This is a genomic window from Leptospira sanjuanensis, from assembly GCF_022267325.1.
Taxonomy (GTDB): domain Bacteria; phylum Spirochaetota; class Leptospiria; order Leptospirales; family Leptospiraceae; genus Leptospira; species Leptospira sanjuanensis.
In genome coordinates, this window is the sequence record NZ_JAIZBG010000001.1 from 1,685,996 (window position 1) to 1,703,847 (window position 17,852).

Annotated in this window: 12 protein-coding genes and 2 pseudogenes; 7 read left to right on the top strand and 7 right to left on the bottom strand. The window is 48.0% G+C overall.

Translation table 11 applies throughout. The features are described from left to right. Window positions 1-11 precede the first annotated feature (11 nt). Window positions 12-455 (top strand): DoxX family protein, encoded by a 444-nt coding sequence (locus LFX25_RS07630; RefSeq protein WP_238729718.1) that lies wholly within the window; start codon window positions 12-14, stop codon window positions 453-455. Window positions 456-499: 44 nt separating this feature from the next. Here LFX25_RS07630 and LFX25_RS07635 read toward each other — a convergent pair. Continuing rightward, window positions 500-676: pseudogene (locus LFX25_RS07635) on the bottom strand (helix-turn-helix domain-containing protein); the annotation flags it as partial. Here LFX25_RS07635 and LFX25_RS07640 point away from each other — a divergent pair. Beyond that, a pseudogene (locus LFX25_RS07640) lies at window positions 673-1,014 on the top strand (hypothetical protein); the annotation flags it as partial. The pseudogenes LFX25_RS07635 and LFX25_RS07640 overlap by 4 nt on opposite strands. Before the next feature lie 130 nt (window positions 1,015-1,144). Here LFX25_RS07640 and LFX25_RS07645 read toward each other — a convergent pair. Both LFX25_RS07645 and LFX25_RS07650 read right to left on the bottom strand, forming a co-directional pair. After that, window positions 1,145-2,197 (bottom strand): patatin-like phospholipase family protein, encoded by a 1,053-nt coding sequence (locus tag LFX25_RS07645; RefSeq protein WP_238729721.1) that lies wholly within the window; start codon window positions 2,195-2,197, stop codon window positions 1,145-1,147. Beyond that, window positions 2,194-2,964 (bottom strand): lysophospholipid acyltransferase family protein, encoded by a 771-nt coding sequence (locus LFX25_RS07650; protein WP_238729722.1) that lies wholly within the window; start codon window positions 2,962-2,964, stop codon window positions 2,194-2,196. Before LFX25_RS07650 ends, LFX25_RS07645 begins: the two co-directional genes overlap by 4 nt. A gap of 613 nt (window positions 2,965-3,577) precedes the next feature. Between LFX25_RS07650 and LFX25_RS07655 the strand changes: the two genes are divergently transcribed. Both LFX25_RS07655 and LFX25_RS07660 read left to right on the top strand, forming a co-directional pair. Next, window positions 3,578-8,581, top strand: a complete 5,004-nt coding sequence (locus LFX25_RS07655; RefSeq protein WP_238729723.1) for a hybrid sensor histidine kinase/response regulator — start codon at window positions 3,578-3,580, stop codon at window positions 8,579-8,581. A gap of 3 nt (window positions 8,582-8,584) precedes the next feature. Further along, window positions 8,585-9,751, top strand: a complete 1,167-nt coding sequence (locus LFX25_RS07660; protein WP_238729724.1) for a histidine kinase dimerization/phosphoacceptor domain -containing protein — start codon at window positions 8,585-8,587, stop codon at window positions 9,749-9,751. A gap of 187 nt (window positions 9,752-9,938) precedes the next feature. Here the strand turns inward: LFX25_RS07660 and LFX25_RS07665 are convergent, their stop codons facing one another. Then, window positions 9,939-11,213 carry an MFS transporter gene (locus LFX25_RS07665; protein ID WP_238729725.1) on the bottom strand — a complete coding sequence of 425 codons (1,275 nt, stop codon included), beginning with the start codon at window positions 11,211-11,213 and terminating at the stop codon, window positions 9,939-9,941. A gap of 384 nt (window positions 11,214-11,597) precedes the next feature. Between LFX25_RS07665 and soxR the strand changes: the two genes are divergently transcribed. Then, a complete protein-coding gene (gene soxR, locus LFX25_RS07670) occupies window positions 11,598-12,050 on the top strand; it encodes a redox-sensitive transcriptional activator SoxR (RefSeq protein WP_238729726.1) in 453 nt (150 codons plus the stop codon). Between the two features lie 38 nt (window positions 12,051-12,088). On the opposite strand, the gene LFX25_RS07675 is transcribed toward soxR, so the two are convergent. Continuing rightward, a complete protein-coding gene (locus tag LFX25_RS07675) occupies window positions 12,089-12,292 on the bottom strand; it encodes a hypothetical protein (protein WP_238729727.1) in 204 nt (67 codons plus the stop codon). Between the two features lie 304 nt (window positions 12,293-12,596). Between LFX25_RS07675 and LFX25_RS07680 the strand changes: the two genes are divergently transcribed. Continuing rightward, window positions 12,597-13,607 carry a hypothetical protein gene (locus LFX25_RS07680; protein ID WP_238729728.1) on the top strand — a complete coding sequence of 337 codons (1,011 nt, stop codon included), beginning with the start codon at window positions 12,597-12,599 and terminating at the stop codon, window positions 13,605-13,607. Between the two features lie 40 nt (window positions 13,608-13,647). On the opposite strand, the gene LFX25_RS07685 is transcribed toward LFX25_RS07680, so the two are convergent. Next, window positions 13,648-14,559: an SDR family oxidoreductase gene (locus LFX25_RS07685; protein ID WP_238729729.1), complete on the bottom strand. Its 912-nt coding sequence runs from the start codon at window positions 14,557-14,559 to the stop codon at window positions 13,648-13,650. Between the two features lie 185 nt (window positions 14,560-14,744). On the opposite strand from LFX25_RS07685, the gene LFX25_RS07690 reads away from it, so the two are divergent. Then, window positions 14,745-15,785: an SH3 domain-containing protein gene (locus LFX25_RS07690; RefSeq protein WP_238729730.1), complete on the top strand. Its 1,041-nt coding sequence runs from the start codon at window positions 14,745-14,747 to the stop codon at window positions 15,783-15,785. Window positions 15,786-15,831: 46 nt separating this feature from the next. Here LFX25_RS07690 and LFX25_RS07695 read toward each other — a convergent pair whose 3' ends face one another. Continuing rightward, on the bottom strand, window positions 15,832-17,559 hold the full coding sequence (locus LFX25_RS07695) for an FG-GAP-like repeat-containing protein (RefSeq protein ID WP_238729731.1): 1,728 nt from the start codon (window positions 17,557-17,559) through the stop codon (window positions 15,832-15,834). Window positions 17,560-17,852: the final 293 nt, after the last annotated feature.

Here is a 17,852-nt window from a genome sequence, read left to right on the forward strand (position 1 = left end):
AGGAGATTTGAATGGTCGATAAATTCTTTCATACGGAAGCCAGTTGGATTCTTACCTGTTTGAGAATCACGTTAGGCGTTGTTATGCTTCCTCACGGATTGCAGAAACTTTTCGGATGGTTCGGAGGTTTCGGCTTCGGAGCCACGATGAACTTTTTCTCTTCTCAGGGAATCCCTTCCTTGGTCGCGTTTCTTGTGATCGTCGCCGAATCCTTCGGTGCGCTCGGTTTGATCCTCGGATTTTGTACGAAACTTTCCGCGTTCGGAATCGCGCTGACGATGATCGGAGCCGCATTCTTTGTCAGGGAACACGGATTCTTTATGAACTGGTTCGGCAACCAAGGCGGAGAAGGTTTCGAATACCACATTCTTGCGATCGGAATCGCGATCGCGTTGTTGTTCGAAGGAGGCGGAGCGTTTTCGATAGACGCTTTGATCGCGGAGAAGTTCGAATAAGGTTTCCTTTTCCACACTGGATCCCGGGGAAACTCGGGATCTTTTTATACTGCCGCTTTTCTTCTGGTTTGACTCGGAGTTTTTCCGGTGATCTTTCGAAAGGAATCGTTAAACGAAGACTTGGAATTGAATCCCACAAAGTAACAGATGGAAAGAATGTCTTGTTCCGGATTTTCGTTTAAGAGGGAGACCGCCTCAGCAATTCGATAACGGTTGATATACGCTGCACGCATCTGTTCAGCCTCCGCTCGGCGGTCCCGACTTCCCGCAGCCGTATCCCCCTCATAACCGGAAAGGGGACGTGTTTCGAGTATTCAAATCTCCGAATACGGACGCGGGTCAAAAACGGAACCGTTTTATCGAAAGGCACAAGTATTTCGTGACGCTTCCGAACGATCCGGATTGGTATTACTGGGATTATCAAAAGATGAGAAGGGAATACGGTCCCGAAGAAATGGGAACCAAACAGCCGATCGGCTTGCCCGCGGCCCCTCATCCCTGGTGTTCGAGAAACGTTTCGGAAGTGGAGGACTTAGTCGAGTATATTCTAACACTCTAATGTTTCAAAGTTTATCGAGGTCCGCGATAACGCGGCCTCGGTGTTCGTTTGGAATCGTCAATCGATCCTTTGAATACTCTCACGGACCGTTCTTGTTGAAAAGCGGTTTTGTCCGAACGGTAGAAAAGAACTATTTGGATTTTTTTCTTTTGGTCGCCGATTTCTTTTTGGGATTTGTTAAACGAATTCGATTTTTAGCGGTTTTGACCGTATTGGAAACGGTTACGACGTTCCTTTTTTTTACGGAACCCGTTCCATTCGATTCGCTCGCTTTCTTGCCGTTCTTGCTTTGGGTAAACAGTTTCAACAAAAGTCTGCCGATTTCTTCTCCCTTATCGATTCCCAGATCCACCGTCTTTTTGAGTTTGGAACCGTTCGTCGTTACGAGGGTTACGGGCAACGGATCATCCGGTGAAATCGTATGAATCCGCACGCCTTTGGGAGGTTTCTGCGCGACTTCCCGTGCGAGATTGAAATGATGATGATGCCAGCGATTCATCAACTTCGCCATTCTCCAGTCCTTAGGAAAGGAAAGAAGACTGGTAAGCATACTAAACGGCGGCGAAACCCTTTCCACGGGAGAATTTAAGACAACCGTAATATCTTTGTATCCCGCTTCGATCAGATCCTCCAAGGGAAGAGGATTGAGGACCGCCGCATCGGAATACAAACGTCCGTCGACTCTGTGTTTTCCGCGAGTCGCGATCGGAAGCGATGTGGCCGCTTTCAAAAGATCGAATATATTCGAAGAGGTTGCGCGCACGTATTCGATGGTTCTTGTTTGAAGGTTGCTGACCGCGACTCGAAATTCGGGAAGGCCGAACTTTTCGAAATTCTCCGCAGGCAGAGGATATTTCGAACCGAACAGATCGTCCACGAGATATTCCTGATCGAGAAACGTTTTTCCGCGGAACGGATGAAACGGTGAAATCAACTTTCTTCCGGCAAGTTCGAAATACCAGATCGCGAGAGTCTTGAGACTTTTTTCCGGTTCCGGTTTGGGCATAGTCACGTAATACGCGGCGGAACAAGCTCCGGACGAAACCGCTACCACTAGATCGAAATGTTTGGGTGAGACCAGAGTATGCAAAGAATGTAATGCTCCTCCGGCAAATGCCCCCTTCATACCGCCGCCCTCCACTAAAAGGGCGCGTTTACTTCCTTTGGCTTCTGGAATTTTCATACGATGGATTCGACCGCCTGTGTGTCCGGTTCTTCAAAACTTTCTAATTTAGCTTTTTTGAATTCGAATGGATATGTCATGTTCGTGAGCGAGGCGATTTCGTGCATACGTTCGTGTAGAAATTCTTCCGGGTCCTGATTCGGATTCAGATACTTCAATTCTCCGATTCGAATCGTTAGTTTCGTTCTACGAAAAAATCCCCTCGGTCTATAGTCCAGTCCTAAACACAAAACGGGGAGGGGGGCTTCCGGTTTTCCGACGATAAAACGAAACGCTCCGGGTCTTCCCTTTCCCATCTTATAAGGGACGGTGGTTTGTTCCGGAAAAATCACGAGCATATTTCCGTTGTACAAAACCTTCTTTGCAAAAAGAAGGTCGCGTTTGCTTTTGCGCGGTTCGAGTCTGTTGAGGGGAATTCCCCCGCATTTTAAAAAGAAGTCGAAAAATTTAGGATCGGCCATCGAGTCCTTCATGATCGCCCAGATGTCCCAGCGCGCTTTATAAAGTCCTTTGGCGAGTCCAACGGGAATGTCGTCGTTGCGCTGGTGTTTTACGAGCACGAGTACGGTCCCTTCTTTGGGAACGTTTTCGATCCCGATCAGCTCGGTCTTATACAAAAGACTTCCGTAGATGTTTCCGAACCAACGGAGAAGTTTCCGAACTCTGTGAGAGCTTCCCGGATGCACTCCCGGTTCCGCGTCGGGTGCGTCGTATTTTCGTTTGGGTTGTTTCGTTTCTTTTTGAGCGCGTTTTCGTTTCGAATTCATACGTTTTATCCGAGTCGAAAGCGGGCTCTCGGTTGCAAAAAATGGCGAGATTTTTTCGCAATTTCCGGGCTTTTTCGTTACGTTTTTGTTACGGAAGAAATTAACATTTGTTAATATCGATTCGCCTCCTTGTCCGCGTCTGAACGGCAAGGAGGGAGCCGCTTTACGGGGAAGAACGGTCTGAAGTTCACTTTGAGCGTTTGCTCGCATTGCGAAGTTTTCTTACTTTGTTTTTTTTCGGATACGCGGACGATTTCTTTAGGGAGCCTGGTTTTCTTTTTCTTCGTTTTCTTTTGTTAAAGAGAGAAATGTTCGGTAAACGAGAGAAACCTTATAGAATTCTTTCGTTCCTCAAATTCGTTTCATAAAAAGTATACAATGCCATTTCGTTTAACAAACGTTTGATTTATTTTTAATCCGTTTGTTCTATATTTAATGAGCATTCCGATTTAAAAACACGCGCTTTTGCAGTGTAATGAAATAAATTTCATGAAACTCCGTTGATGCGATCGATTTTAATTCGTTTATTGTTGCTTAATATTCAATTTTGTTTCATAATCAAGATTTGTGAAAAAATTCACGATGATCCGACGTTTATATCCGAGGTGTCGATATGGCAAATACAAGGGTGGCGGAATACGTAGAACGGGATGCATTGGATTTAAAGCAGATCTTAAAGGTTCTCTCCGCGCTCAAACGCGGCGATCTTTCTCAGAGAATGCCTTTGGATTCGCCGGGTATCTCGGGCAAAATCGCGGATTTGATAAACGACATCATAGATCAGAACGACCGAATGGTGCAGGAATTCGAGCGCATCAGCAACGAAGTCGGTCAAGAAGGTAAGATCTCCAAAAGAATCAGCGCCGTAACTGCAACCGGTTCCTGGGCCAAGTGTATGGATTCGGTTAACTCTCTTATCGGAAACTTAGTTCAACCGAATACGGAAGTTATGCGTGTGATCGGCGCCGTAGCAGGCGGCGACCTTTCGCAAAACATGTCCCTCGAAATCGAAGGAAGACCTTTAAAGGGAGAATTCCTCCGCACGGCAAAGATCGTAAATACGATGGTGGACCAGTTGAACTCGTTCGCATCGGAGGTGACTCGTGTTGCAAAGGAAGTGGGTACGGAAGGGATTCTCGGCGGTCAAGCGGACGTGCGCGATGTCGCCGGAACTTGGAAGGATTTAACGGATTCCGTGAACTCGATGGCGTCGAACTTAACGGGTCAGGTGCGTAACATCGCGGACGTAACGACCGCGGTCGCGAAGGGCGACTTGTCCAAAAAAATCACAGTGGATGTTAAGGGAGAAATATTAGAACTTAAGAATACGATCAACACGATGGTGGACCAGTTGAACTCGTTCGCATCGGAAGTGACTCGTGTTGCAAAGGAAGTGGGAACGGAAGGAAAGCTCGGCGGTCAAGCGGACGTGCGCGGTGTCGCGGGAACTTGGAAGGACTTAACGGATTCCGTGAACTCGATGGCGTCGAACTTAACGGGTCAGGTGCGTAACATCGCGGACGTAACGACCGCGGTTGCGCGAGGCGACTTGTCCAAAAAGATCACCGTGGACGTTAAGGGAGAAATATTAGAACTTAAGAATACGATCAACACGATGGTGGATCAGTTGAACTCGTTCGCATCGGAGGTGACTCGGGTGGCGCGAGAAGTGGGAACGGAAGGAAAGCTCGGCGGTCAAGCGGACGTGCGCGGTGTCGCGGGAACTTGGAAGGACTTAACGGATTCCGTGAACTCGATGGCGTCGAACTTAACGGGTCAGGTGCGTAACATCGCGGACGTAACGACCGCGGTTGCGCGAGGCGACTTGTCCAAAAAGATCACCGTGGACGTTAAGGGAGAAATATTAGAACTTAAGAATACGATCAACACGATGGTGGATCAGTTGAACTCGTTCGCATCGGAGGTGACTCGGGTGGCGCGAGAAGTGGGAACGGAAGGAAAACTCGGCGGTCAAGCGGACGTGCGCGGTGTCGCGGGAACTTGGAAGGACTTAACGGATTCCGTGAACTCGATGGCGTCGAACTTAACGGGTCAGGTGCGTAACATCGCGGACGTAACGACCGCGGTTGCGCGAGGCGACTTGTCCAAAAAGATCACCGTGGACGTTAAGGGAGAAATATTAGAACTTAAGAATACGATCAACACGATGGTGGACCAGTTGAACTCGTTCGCATCGGAGGTGACTCGTGTTGCAAAGGAAGTGGGTACGGAAGGGATTCTCGGCGGTCAAGCGGATGTGCGCGGTGTCGCGGGAACTTGGAAGGACTTAACGGATTCCGTAAACTTCATGGCAAACAACCTCACGACTCAGGTGCGGGGCATCGCGAAGATCGTGACCTCGGTCGCAAACGGAGACTTGAAAAAGAAACTCTACTTGGAAGCGAAGGGAGAAATCGCCGAGCTTTCGGATACGATCAACGACATGATCGACACCTTAGGACTGTTTGGCGATCAGGTGACGACGGTGGCAAGAGAGGTTGGAATCGAAGGAAAACTCGGCGGACAAGCGAGCGTCCCCGGAGCGGCCGGTCTTTGGAGAGACCTTACGGATAACGTGAACCAGCTCGCGAGTAACTTGACCTCTCAGGTGAGGGCGATCGCGGAAGTCGCAACCGGTGTTACGAAAGGGGATCTTTCCAGAACCGTAATGGTAAAGGCGGCCGGAGAGGTTGCGGCCTTATCGGATAACATCAATGAGATGATCCGCAACTTGAGAGAAACGACCCGAATCAACACCGAGCAAGACTGGCTCAAAACGAACCTCGCCAAGTTCACGCGCTTGCTGCAAGGTCAAAGAAACTTGGTGAACGTCAGCAAACTGATTCTCTCCGAATTGGCACCTCTTGTCTCCGCGCAACACGGGGCGTTTTTTATTACGGAGACAGTCGAGAACGAACCGTCCTTGAAGCTGCTCGTAAGCTACGCCTATCAGGAGCGCAAACACGTATCGAACCGATTCCGTCCGGGCGAGGGTCTCGTAGGCCAGTGTTTTCTTGAAAAGGAAAGAATCATGCTTACGAACGTGCCCACGGATTACATCAAGATCAGTTCGGCGCTCGGAGAAGCGGCTCCTTTGAACATCGTCGTATTACCGGTGTTATTCGAAGGAGAAGTCAGGGCGATCATCGAACTTGCGTCCTTCTCGAACTTCACTCCCATTCACTTGAACTTCGTGGATCAGCTTACGGAAAGTATCGGAATCGTGTTGAACACGATTGCGGCAAGTATGAGAACCGAGGAACTCTTGATTCAATCCCAAACCTTGACGGAAGAACTTCAAGGACGTCAGGAAGAATTGACCAAAACGAACGAACGTCTGGAAGAACAAGCCAAGTCGCTGCAGGATTCAGAAGATCTTCTCAAAAAGCAAAGGGAGGAATTGCAGGAAAAGAACGACGAATTGGAGGAAAAAGCGCGTCTTCTCGCAAAGAACAACGACGAGGTGGAACGCAAAAATCAGGAAGTGGAACAGGCGAGACATTCTCTCGAAGAAAAGGCGAGACAGCTCGCGCTCACTTCCCGGTATAAGTCCGAGTTTTTGGCGAACATGTCCCACGAACTGAGAACTCCTTTGAACAACATGCTGATTCTTTCACGATTGTTATACGACAACGAAAACGAAAGTCTGTCGCCGAAACAGATCGAATACGCGAAAACGATTCACAGTTCCGGATACGATCTGCTTCAATTGATCAACGATATATTAGATCTTTCTAAAATAGAATCCGGTAAGATGACGGTCGATCTGGATGCGATCTCTTTCCGCGAACTCGCGGATTATCTGGAACGATCGTTTCGCGAAACGGCGAGAAACAAGGAACTCAAGTTCCGCGTGGAACTGCACTCGGGGTTGCCGATCCGCATGACGACCGATTTACAGAGACTGCAGCAGATTCTCCGCAACCTTCTTTCGAACGCGTTCAAGTTCACCGAAAAAGGCGGCGTGGATCTGAGGATCGCGCCGGTCGTAACGGGTTGGGACAGAGAACACAAAATTCTTCAGCAGGCGAAAACCGTAATCGAGTTCTCCGTAACCGATACGGGAATCGGAATTCCTGCCGAAAAACAAAGCCTGATCTTTGAAGCGTTCCGCCAAGCAGACGGAAGTACGAGCCGAAAATACGGAGGCACCGGACTCGGACTTTCGATCAGCAAAGAAATCACGAGACTGTTGGGCGGCGAATTGCAATTGATAAGCGAACCGGGAAAAGGAAGCAGATTCGCGTTGTATCTTCCCGCCGAATACATTCCCACCGAGATCAATCTAGAACCGGAGGACATGAACGAACCGAAGTGGGTGCAATCTCCGGTATTGGACGATCGAGGCGGAACCTATATTCCGAACATTATCGGCAAATCGATATTAGGCGATGATCATTCCCAAAAACAAAGGGAGGTCATCGAGGACGATCGCTCCAATCTCTCGGGAGAAGTCGTTCTCATCATCGAAAAAAACGAGGCCCTCGCGAGACGATTGTTGAAAAGCGTTCGAGCCAACGGATTCAAAGGACTCGTTGCGATGGACGGAAAAACGGGTCTTTCGTTTTTGAAAGGTTATTCCGTTCAAGCGGTTCTTTTGGACTTTCATCTGGACGATATGAACGGATGGTTCATCCTCAATTGGCTGAAGAAGGAACCGAAGTTCAGACACGTTCCCGTTCTGATCGTATCGGAGGACGATCAATGGAGAAGAAGTTTGAGAATGGGGGCTTTGGGCCATATCGCCAAACCCGTGGACGAAGCAGCTTTACAGAGAGAACTGAATCGTGTTCGCAAGTTCATACAATCGCAGCCGAGACATCTTTTGATCGCCGACTCCGATCGGAAACACAGTAAAAAACTTTTAGAACTGATCGGAAACGGCGATGTAATCGCGAAAGTTGCCGCTTCGAGCCGCGAAGTTTTGGAAAGTCTTAAGGAGGAATCCTTCGAGTGTATGATTTCTTCTCTACAACTGAAGGATTCTAACGTGTTCGATCTTGTCAAAGAGATCAATCAATCCGGTTTCGATCAGATTCCGATCGTGGTCTATTCCGATAACGCGTTTGGAGAAGAGGATCGTATTAAAATTCAAGGATTAAAGAAAACGAATACGATCAAAGAAGCGGAAACCGTTGCCGCACTGGTGGAAGAAACCGCGGTTTTTCTGCATAGATCCCAAGAAAGTATTTCACCCGAGCAAAGAGCGCTTTTAACCGAGGCCTCCCACAACGATCCCATATTGATCGGTCATAAAGTTCTCATCGTGGACGACGATATACGAAACATCTTCGCTCTTACGAGTATTCTCGAACAGCACAAGATGAAGGTCGCGTTTGCGGAGAACGCAAAAGACGGGATCGAACTTTTAAAAAGCGCATCGGATATTGAAATCGTGATCATGGACGTAATGATGCCCGATATGGACGGTTACGAAGCGATGAAAACGATCCGCGCAGATAAACAGTTTGCGTCGCTTCCGATCATTGCGCTCACCGCCAAAGCGATGAAGGGAGATCGAGAAAAATGTATCGAAGCCGGTGCGAGCGATTACATCACGAAACCAGTGGACGTGGATCAGTTTCTTTCCCTTCTAAGAGTTTGGTTATGCAGGTAAAGTATGGAATCGAAAATCAAGATACTGATCGTGGACGATAACCAGGACAACCTATGGGTGATGGAGAAAATTCTGGCCAATCCGGAATTGGATCTGATTAAGGCGAGCTCCGGGGAAGAGGCTCTGAAGGCGATGTTGAATCCGGTCGATTTCGCATTGATTTTTATGGATATCTACATGCCCGGTATGGACGGATTCGAGACCGCGTCTCTTATCCGGCAAAGGGAGAAGTGCGCGAGCATACCGATCATCTTTTTGACGGCTTATGCGACCAATGAGACGTGGTTGTTCAAAGGATATTCGCTCGGTGCCGTGGACTTTCTGATCAAACCGATCGCACCCGAAATCCTCGCATCCAAAACTTCCGTGTTCGTGGATTTACATCGAAAGAATAAGACTTTGATGCTGCAGGAAGAACTTCTCCGGGAAAGCCACGAACAACTCGAACAAAGAGTCGAGGAAAGAACCGGCGAATTGAACCGAGTCAACCGCGAATTGTTAAACGAAATCGCTGAGCGGGAGCGTATGGAAGAAGCTCTGAAGAATTCCCTACAAGAAAAAGAAGTATTGCTGCGGGAAATCCACCATAGGGTAAAGAACAATCTTCAGATCGTGTCGAGCATACTCAGTCTTCAGGGGAACTATATCACGGACGGAAAATCTCTTGCAATGTTCGAAGACGCTCAGTCTAGAATCCGTTCGATCGCCTTGATTCACGAGTTGCTTTATCAGAGCAAGGATCTCGCTAAGATGGATTTCAAGGATTATCTGGAAAATCTAGTGAAAAATCTTTTCCGTACGTATCGTGTAGACAAACGAATCGATTATGAAATCGAAGCGGACACGTTGTATCTTTCCTTGGATACCGCGATTCACTGCGGATTGATCGTGACGGAACTCGTAACCAACGCGTTCAAATACGGATTTAAGGATAGAGACAAAGGGAACATCTTGATAAAAATCAAAGGATTTGAGGACGGATTTGTGATCGTGGTTCAGGACGACGGCGTTGGTTTTCCGGAAGGGCTAGATTTCAATCAGACCGATTCACTCGGATTAAAATTAGTGAATATACTTTCTCAGCAGATCGGAGCGAGTCTGGAATTGGAACGAAACAACGGAACGAAATTCACGCTGACTACGGCGGATATGAGTCGTGTAAAAAAGTAAGTTTCGTTTTTCTATTCGGTTCCGTTGTATCGATAGGATGTGTTCAATAAGATAGATGTACCAAAAAAAAGAGGATTGATCGAACCGAAACTAGATTCAAAAAATCTTTAGGAACGTTTTCTTTATCGAAAAGGCCCCGACTCTTTCCTGAGCCGGGTTTCAACTTCGGAATATTGTTAAGGTTTGTTTAGTTTTCGAGAGAGACTTCTTGGTTCGCCGGAATAGGCGCTGCAATCGGACCTTGCTTGGATCCGGATTTGTTTGCAACGAGAAGATTCACTCGATACATGATCGCGATCGTGATCAAAATCGCGGCCGTTACCACGTATCCTAAATGCTGATATCCTAATAGATACCCGGTAGAAGTTTGAACTACGATCAAACCCGCAAAATACGAAGCGACTCCTCCGGAAAGCTGCTGTAAAGAGGAACTGATCGCCATATACGCGCCGCGATCCTGCAGATCGGGAACCGCTGAAGTAAGCGCGTTTGCGGAGATCACGCGGGCCGTAATCGGGATAAACAAACAACAATTTACGGCGATCACAAGAAGAAGGGAAACGTGTTCCAATCTCGTATAATAAAGAACCACGCCGATAGCGGCGAAGGAGGCTCCGGCAAACACGGCATATTTGCCGATCGCGTCCGCAAGCCGACCCATCAACGGACCGGCGGCGATACTTACGATTCCGGTGATCATATAGATGGTAGGAAGATCGGTCAGAGGAATTCCGAGGTTGTGAACTGTGAATGCGCTTCCGAAGGGCATCAACATATATCCTCCGGTCGCTAAGAGCATCGTTGCCAAAAAACCTGGCATATAACTGCGATTAGCCGCCGTTTGGAAAAGATGTTTGATAGCCTTTCTTTGAACGGATGTTTGAAGGTGTGCGGTGATCGGTTTCACGTAAATGGAGGCGACAAAACCGACAAGACCGGCCACTCCGGTAATCAGCCAGAAAGGGGATTGCCAGCCCCAAAGATTGGAAATATAAACCCCGAGCGGAAGACCGAATACCTGGCTCGCCGCGAATGCGGTCATCACGAATCCCATGACTCTTCCGCGAACTTCCATAGGAAAAAGATCGGCGATGATCGCAAAGCTGATCGAAGCGATCACTCCTCCGAAAATTCCGGTTACGATTCGCGCCGCGAGAAGATATTGATACGTGGTCGATAAACCGCACAATGCTGTTCCGATAACGAATCCGGTATAAAAGAAAAGAAGGATTTTCTTCCGATCAAACCGGTCCGCAAAACCCGCGGAAAGAATTCCCGAAATCCCCGCGCTGATCGCATAGGCCGAAACGACCAATCCGAATTTCGTCGTCGATATTTTCAAATCCTCCATGACTTGCACTCCCAAAGGGGAAAGGATCATAAAGTCCAGAACTACTGTGAACTGAATGAACGCGAGCAAAGCGATGATGAAGATCTGATATTTGTGAAATGAGAATTTCATAATGTTTCCTTTTTAAAAAACGAAAGGCGATTCTTTTTTTGGAAACGCCCTTCGTATGTTTCGGTCTTTAAACCCGATTCGAATAAAATGTGCGATTCTTTTTTACCTAAGGTCATGAATCTTCTCCCTCGAAATTTAGAATTCGATTCTTCGATTCTATAACTTCAAGTGAACTTGAAGTAAAGACCCGGCGGCAACTTTTTTTAACGATTTTTCGAAAAAAAGAAAGATAACCGACTTGGGGATTCAAGCGGGTTATATGGATTTAAAGTTTAAGTAAACTTTAACTTTCTGCGCTAAAATCGGGTTTTGAATCGGATCAAATTTCGGAAAGGATTGCTTTTTATACGAGGACCGGTCTTTTAAGATTTATCGGACGAAATCATGGATAAGGAAGAACTCTTAAGCATCGGACAAGTCGCGAAAAGGAGCGGAGTCGCGTCTTCTGCCTTACGTTTCTACGAAGAAAGAGGGCTGATCCAATCCAGACGATCCGGCTCCGGACATAGACAATATCCGCGTCATGTTTTACGTCGAATCGCCTTTATCGTATTCGCACAAAGAGTCGGTCTCTCTCTGGAAGAAATTGCGGTGGAAGTCGCCAAACTTCCGGAAGACTATACTCCGAACGGTCAGGATTGGTCCAAACTTTCAAAGACTTGGAGCCTGCGGGTCGATGAAAAAATCGCGGAATTGGAGCGGTTGAAAAGCGGTTTGTCAGTTTGTATCGGTTGCGGGTGTTTATCTCTTGCGCGTTGTAAACTCACGAATCCGGGAGATCGTTTGGGAAGGTACGGCTCCGGACCTTTGCGTTGGGTGGGAAAAGGAAAAAAATAATCCTAAAAAGAAGCGGCATCACATTGCTGCTCCTTCGCTTAACAATTCGGCCTTACCTTTTCGATACACTGCAGAAAGTCTGCGATCAAAAGATTGAGTGCGTCCGGATGATTTCCGATTAAAGCCGAACCTAATAAGAGTTTCTCCTCGCAATCCTTTTCGGTTCCGCGGTCGCTTTCTTGCGAACAACCGTATACGGCGATTTCGATTAACAGGAGAATGAGGAAATACTGTTTCTTCATACGACCGCCCACCCAAGATTTTGATCGGATTCGTGCTTCCTTGGGAAAGAAGAATGTCCTTCGTCAAACGCCGATCATCCGAAATACCTTCGGCGAAACGATTATCCATATTTGCGAAGAACTGTAAATCGAATTGTTCGATTTCCATTTTCCTATCGGGAATTTTTTTAGACACTGATTTATAAGGTAGTTTTTAATGCAGCCGCCTTGAAATAAAAAATTGATTGAAACCGACCGTTTTTCGAAGCATCATACGCCGACCATGACCTTTCAAAAAAAATAAATCGTGGAGAGAAATTTCAAAATGAATGCATTGAAGGCGAATCTTTGGGCTCTGGTAACGGGGAGCCTTTTGTTATTTGTGAGTTATTCTACCGTTAGCGCACAAGGTTTAAACATTCAGAATATTGTAAGCGGCGCGGATTATCCCGTGGAAAACGTGGATTATTTTCTGCAGGACGTCGGAACGGCAACGATCGGTTCCAACCAGAACGGATGTCATTCTCAGGGAGTTAAGTTCGACGGAAACTTCTTCTATTCTTCCTGCATGGATACGAATGGGAACAACACCGCTTATCTGTTCGTGCACGATAAGTACGGACGATTGATTCGCAAGTTCAACGCGGGTTCTTCGTACGATCATCCAAGCGGAATCTTTTATTACAACGGATGGGCTTACGTGGGTTTTACGAGCAACGGAATCGATATGCGTTCGCAGTTGTATCGGTTTAACGGCGCGGGAACCGTTCAGAACCTGGGCTTTTTCGATCATTCGGTGGGCTTTGTGGGGCAGTCGATTCCGAGTCCGAACTCATCCACTCTAACCGCAAAAACTAGGTTTTATTCCTACGATCAGTACTACGAAAGACAATGTAACTATACGGACGGGAGTTGCGGAAGTTACAGCGACATCACGACGAGAAACAATATCAACAGCGCGGGAAGGGACGGGGTTCAAGACTGCGACGTATATTATAAAAACGGCGGATGGTATAAGGCTTGTATTTTATTCTCCGCAAACCCGAACGTGATCCGCGTTTGGAAAGGAAATCAAACCAAGCTCGGTCCCGATAACGCTTTGACGACGTATACGATGACGTATCAACCGGGGCACTCCGGAGGATTCTCCTTTTATACGGACCCGACCGGTAAAAAATGGATCGTAACGACTCCGCCTCCCGAAACGAATCGCAGATACTGCCAAGGATGTTCCCTTGTGGGCGGAAACAACTGCGCTTGCACGGATAAGAGCAATCGTCAAAGAGTGAGATTCTATTCATTCGATCGATTCTTGTGGCCTTCCGGTCCGAACTGAGGAATGACATAATATTCAAATAATTGAATGTTGTGTTCGTTTAACGATAACCCGTCGTATCGGCGGGTTTGCCGGGGTCCTGCACTTCGACCATGTATCTCCACGCATCGGGTTTACTTCCGTCCAAATCGGTAAAACCGTAGACTTTGGATAATTCTCCGCTGGATACGGTTTTTCCGTTCCATCGGGAACGGTTCGGATCTTTTGCTAGAGCCGCGACCGCCCGGCCCACGAACGCGGGACTTTCCGAAATCGCAAAGTGCGGCGAGATCTTGGTTGCGTCTTTCCAATTGGATTCCTGTACTCGATACGCGTCCAGCATCGCCTCCGATCGCAACCAACCCGGACTCAATGCGACCGCGGTCGCATTGTATTGTTTTAATTCGTGAGCAAGAGAGAACGCCATTCGATTGACGGCGGCCTTTGCAAGATCATAGAAGAAGGAAACCCTGTAGTTTTGCGAGTTGTAATCGTTCGTTCCATCGGTCATTTCTACCACCAGGCCTCCCGAAGTTTTTATTAAAAGCGGAAGCGCAAAGTGACTCGTGATTGCGTGCGTATCCACTCCGAGACGCATCGTTCTAAGTCCGATTTCCAACGAAGATTCCCAAACGGTTTTGTTCCATTCCATCGTAGTCGCACCCCAAATATCGTTCACGAGAATGTGAAGTCGTCCTTGTTCCTTTTCGATCCGTGCGACAAGGGAGCGAACTTCGTCCGGTACGAGATGATCGACTTGTACCGCGATTCCTTTTCCTCCTGCTTGATCGACCAACGTCGCGGTTTCTTCGATCGTTTCCGGGCGATTCATCTCCGACGGTTTGGACGCGGTCGTTCTCCCCGTAACATACACGGTAGCGCCTTCCGCTCCCAGTTGAACCGCGATTCCTCTTCCGGCTCCTCTGGTTCCTCCCGCGACCAAGGCAACTTTATCGTTTAATGATTTGCTCATATAGGAATCTCCAGTTTGTATTTCGGGTCCTTTATTGTACGGGTTTCGGAAAGAATGTCAAACCTTCCCCGTCCCGGTTGTTTGTAATAAAGAGTTGTGTTTAGGCGAAGGTCGCATATATTTACCGATTGTTAAACGCGCTGAAAACTCGCAAAAATTTTCTATAACGAACGAGACGATTCTTCATGAATAAATTTCTATTCTTTTTCATTCTTCTTTGGGTTGCCTGGGACGTTTCAAACGCGGAGTCAAACACCGGTTATGCGAAGGTCGCGGCGGAAGGAGGTTTATATCTGCGGGAGGAAGCGAATCAAAAGGGCCGCCCTGTGACTCTTTTGCCTCCTGGAATGATCTTGAAGCTTGCGGGAACATCGGATAAAACCGAAGTCATCGGCGGCAAAAAGGGACGTTGGACCGAGGTCGAATTGTTTGGAACGAAAGGCTGGGTGTTTGACGCCTATTTGAAACGGGTTTCCGGAAAGGATTCTCTTGCGGATTATTTAAAATATCTGGAAGATTTAAAACCGGGAGAATTCTCCTCTTTAAAAAATGCGGAAAAGAAATTCCTGACCACCTTTACCGCGGACTCGACGGAAGCGGAGAATGCGTTTCGGATTTATACGAAGTTCGTAAATTTTCAGAGCGGAACCCTCGGCGATCGATTGCAGCAACAGCTGCAGACCGATTACGGAAAGTATGATACCGAATTGGCTCTGAAACTAAAAGCGCACGGACTCACAGTCGAATACTGCGAAGGCGACGGAGCACTGGTCGAATACTACGATCACTATTGGAAACTGTTAAAGGACTATAATTTTCCGTTTAAGGAATACGTCCGTCTCATGAAAACGGTCGGTTATGCGTATGTCTGCGATGGGGGAATCGGAATCTCTTGGGAAGAAATGAGAAATCGGATCGCGAAGATGGAAACCTTTCTCAAAGAACAAAAACCCATTCCCGAAAAAATCGAAGTAGAAGCCTTGCTCAAGGACTACATGGATCGTTATGCGAACGGATTGGATAATACTCCGGTGTGCGAGTGCAAAGACGAAATCTGTTCTCTCGCATCGGAACCCCAAAAGAGTTACAGGAATTTTCTCGGTCAAAACAAAACGTCCGCTTATTTTTCCTTTGTCGAAAAACTTTCGGGAATGTATTCCAAAAGTCGAAACCGATGCACCGAGGAAATCCGGAATTATCGAACCATTTTTTTTGAGGGGAAATGATCCGAGAGAAGAATGGTTGATTCAGAAAATGGAATATTCTGCAGTCTTAATGTCCGAATGTCGGACCGAACATAGAACCGGTAGGGCCGGGAAGATTGTAGCCTGAAATCGCGATGTTTGCGCTCGTCGCCAAGGAAACGGTCAAGCCGCCGGAACCCGGACTTCGAAACAGATAGGCTCTTCCGGCCGAGTTCGTATTTCCTTGCGCCCCGGCTACGAGATCCGAATAACCGTCTCCGTTGCAATCCAGGAATGCGGAAGTTCCGAATTGATCGTTGATCGCTTCTCCCGTGATCACTGCGGAGGCCGCAGCGGAAATGGTCCCGCCCGAAAAATGAAACAGATGGAGTCTTCCCGTGTTCGTATTGAATAGGATCGCTCCGGTCGCAAGATCGAGAAAGCCGTCTCCGTTGACGTCGCCTAACGCGACATCTGCGCCCAAACGTTCTCCGGCGATTGCGCCGGTTAACGTTTGATTTGCGGTAGCGGGAGAAGCCGCTGAAATTCCGGTCGTTCCTCCGTGAAAGACGTAGACTCTTCCGAGATTGCCCGAATGGCCGGGGGAGGCGGCGATTAAATCTTCGTATCCATCCGCATTGATGTCTCCGGTTATCATGGAAATTCCGAAGGAGTCGCTTGCGGAAACTCCCGTCAAAGTCCAAGTCGGTGCGGAGGTATCGACGGCGGTGATTCCCGCAGAACCGGAGCTATGGAAGATCCAGAGCCGACCGGCGGAAGCGCTGTAAGTATTTCCGTTAACGATCATGTCAGCGAACCCGTCTCCGTTCAAATCTCCCAAACGAACCGCCGATCCGAAGTTCGAGCCCGGGCCTGTGATCGTCGTTGCGGGCGTGCTCGAAACTCCAGCTGCGCCTCCGTAATAAATCAGCGCCCGTCCCGCTCCAAGATATCCGCTCGTTGCGATATCCGTAAATCCGTCTCCGTTCACGTCTCCGAGCGAAAGAGAATAACCGAGCAAGGTAGAAGGGCCGGCGTTGATCGTAAGGTTCGCGTTTGCAAAACTGCTTGCAACGATTCCGTTCCTACCCGTGCTATAGAAAATATACAATTGACCGGTTCCGCTTCCATATTCGAAAGAACCTCCCGCCGCCAGATCCGCATAGCCGTCTCCGTTTAAATCGCCTAACTGAAGCGCATAACCGAAAGAACTCGTCGTGTCTCCCGCAATCGTTACGTTTGCCATCGAAGTGCTGTTGAGTGCGGCCGTTCCCGAGCCGAGATCGTAGAAGAGATAGATTTCTCCGTTTTTGGTCGTGGAGAATAAGGACGCGGTCGCGGCGAGATCGGGGAAACCGTCTCCGTTGACGTCCTTGTTGTTTCCTTTTTTAAACGAGAAGTTTAGAGTTGGAGAAGAATTCCCCGCAAAATCGAAGCTTCGCACTTGAACCGAATGGGAACTTCCGGATCTCCATGGGGAAGGGATTTGATACTGCCACGCATTCGTTCCGACTGCGGGAAGGAACGGACCGCCGTCCAAGCTCACTTCGATTCGCGAAAGAAGAAGATCGTCGTTTGCCGTTCCGACGATAAAACCGGATTCTAAGATCGAGTTATGCGAAGAGGAAAGATTGCCGACTGAGAGCGTGGGCGGGGTCCGATCCGTACAAGCCCCCGAAAGAACACACTTGAGAATTTGAGTTTCCCACCACGCCGTCGAAAAGGAGATTTCCGGATTGTAAACTCCTTCGGTGGCACAATTCGGAGCGGCCGAAGCGAGGAACGCGGATACGAGAATTTCGAAGATTCTTTTCAAGATATTGAATTGTTAAACGAAAATAAATCCGTAAAAATTACCGGGCTTTCTCGTTTTCGGGACGTTATGGGCCTTAGAACGGATTCTACTTGGCGCGGCCCCCGAGAGGGAAAGCGGAATCCGGAAACGAGAGGAAAAATATTTCCGAAACTGCGAGCCGAGACATCGTTTCCCAAGTCTTCGCTTAACAATTTCGGGGCATAAAAATCCGAAAAATCCCCTGAACGGGGGATTCGTTTTCGGCGTCGTTTTCACGTTAGGAATCAAGAAGAATCCTTTCTTGGTGAAAAATT

Bases quoted from the DNA above. Each gene is read 5' to 3' on its own strand.
- LFX25_RS07630 (WP_238729718.1), top strand. From the start codon at position 12: ATGGTCGATAAATTCTTTCATACGGAAGCCAGTTGGATTCTTACCTGT.
- LFX25_RS07645 (WP_238729721.1), bottom strand. From the start codon at position 2,197: ATGAAAATTCCAGAAGCCAAAGGAAGTAAACGCGCCCTTTTAGTGGAG.
- LFX25_RS07650 (WP_238729722.1), bottom strand. From the start codon at position 2,964: ATGAATTCGAAACGAAAACGCGCTCAAAAAGAAACGAAACAACCCAAA.
- LFX25_RS07655 (WP_238729723.1), top strand. From the start codon at position 3,578: ATGGCAAATACAAGGGTGGCGGAATACGTAGAACGGGATGCATTGGAT.
- LFX25_RS07660 (WP_238729724.1), top strand. From the start codon at position 8,585: ATGGAATCGAAAATCAAGATACTGATCGTGGACGATAACCAGGACAAC.
- LFX25_RS07665 (WP_238729725.1), bottom strand. From the start codon at position 11,213: ATGAAATTCTCATTTCACAAATATCAGATCTTCATCATCGCTTTGCTC.
- soxR (WP_238729726.1), top strand. From the start codon at position 11,598: ATGGATAAGGAAGAACTCTTAAGCATCGGACAAGTCGCGAAAAGGAGC.
- LFX25_RS07675 (WP_238729727.1), bottom strand. From the start codon at position 12,292: ATGAAGAAACAGTATTTCCTCATTCTCCTGTTAATCGAAATCGCCGTA.
- LFX25_RS07680 (WP_238729728.1), top strand. From the start codon at position 12,597: ATGAATGCATTGAAGGCGAATCTTTGGGCTCTGGTAACGGGGAGCCTT.
- LFX25_RS07685 (WP_238729729.1), bottom strand. From the start codon at position 14,559: ATGAGCAAATCATTAAACGATAAAGTTGCCTTGGTCGCGGGAGGAACC.
- LFX25_RS07690 (WP_238729730.1), top strand. From the start codon at position 14,745: ATGAATAAATTTCTATTCTTTTTCATTCTTCTTTGGGTTGCCTGGGAC.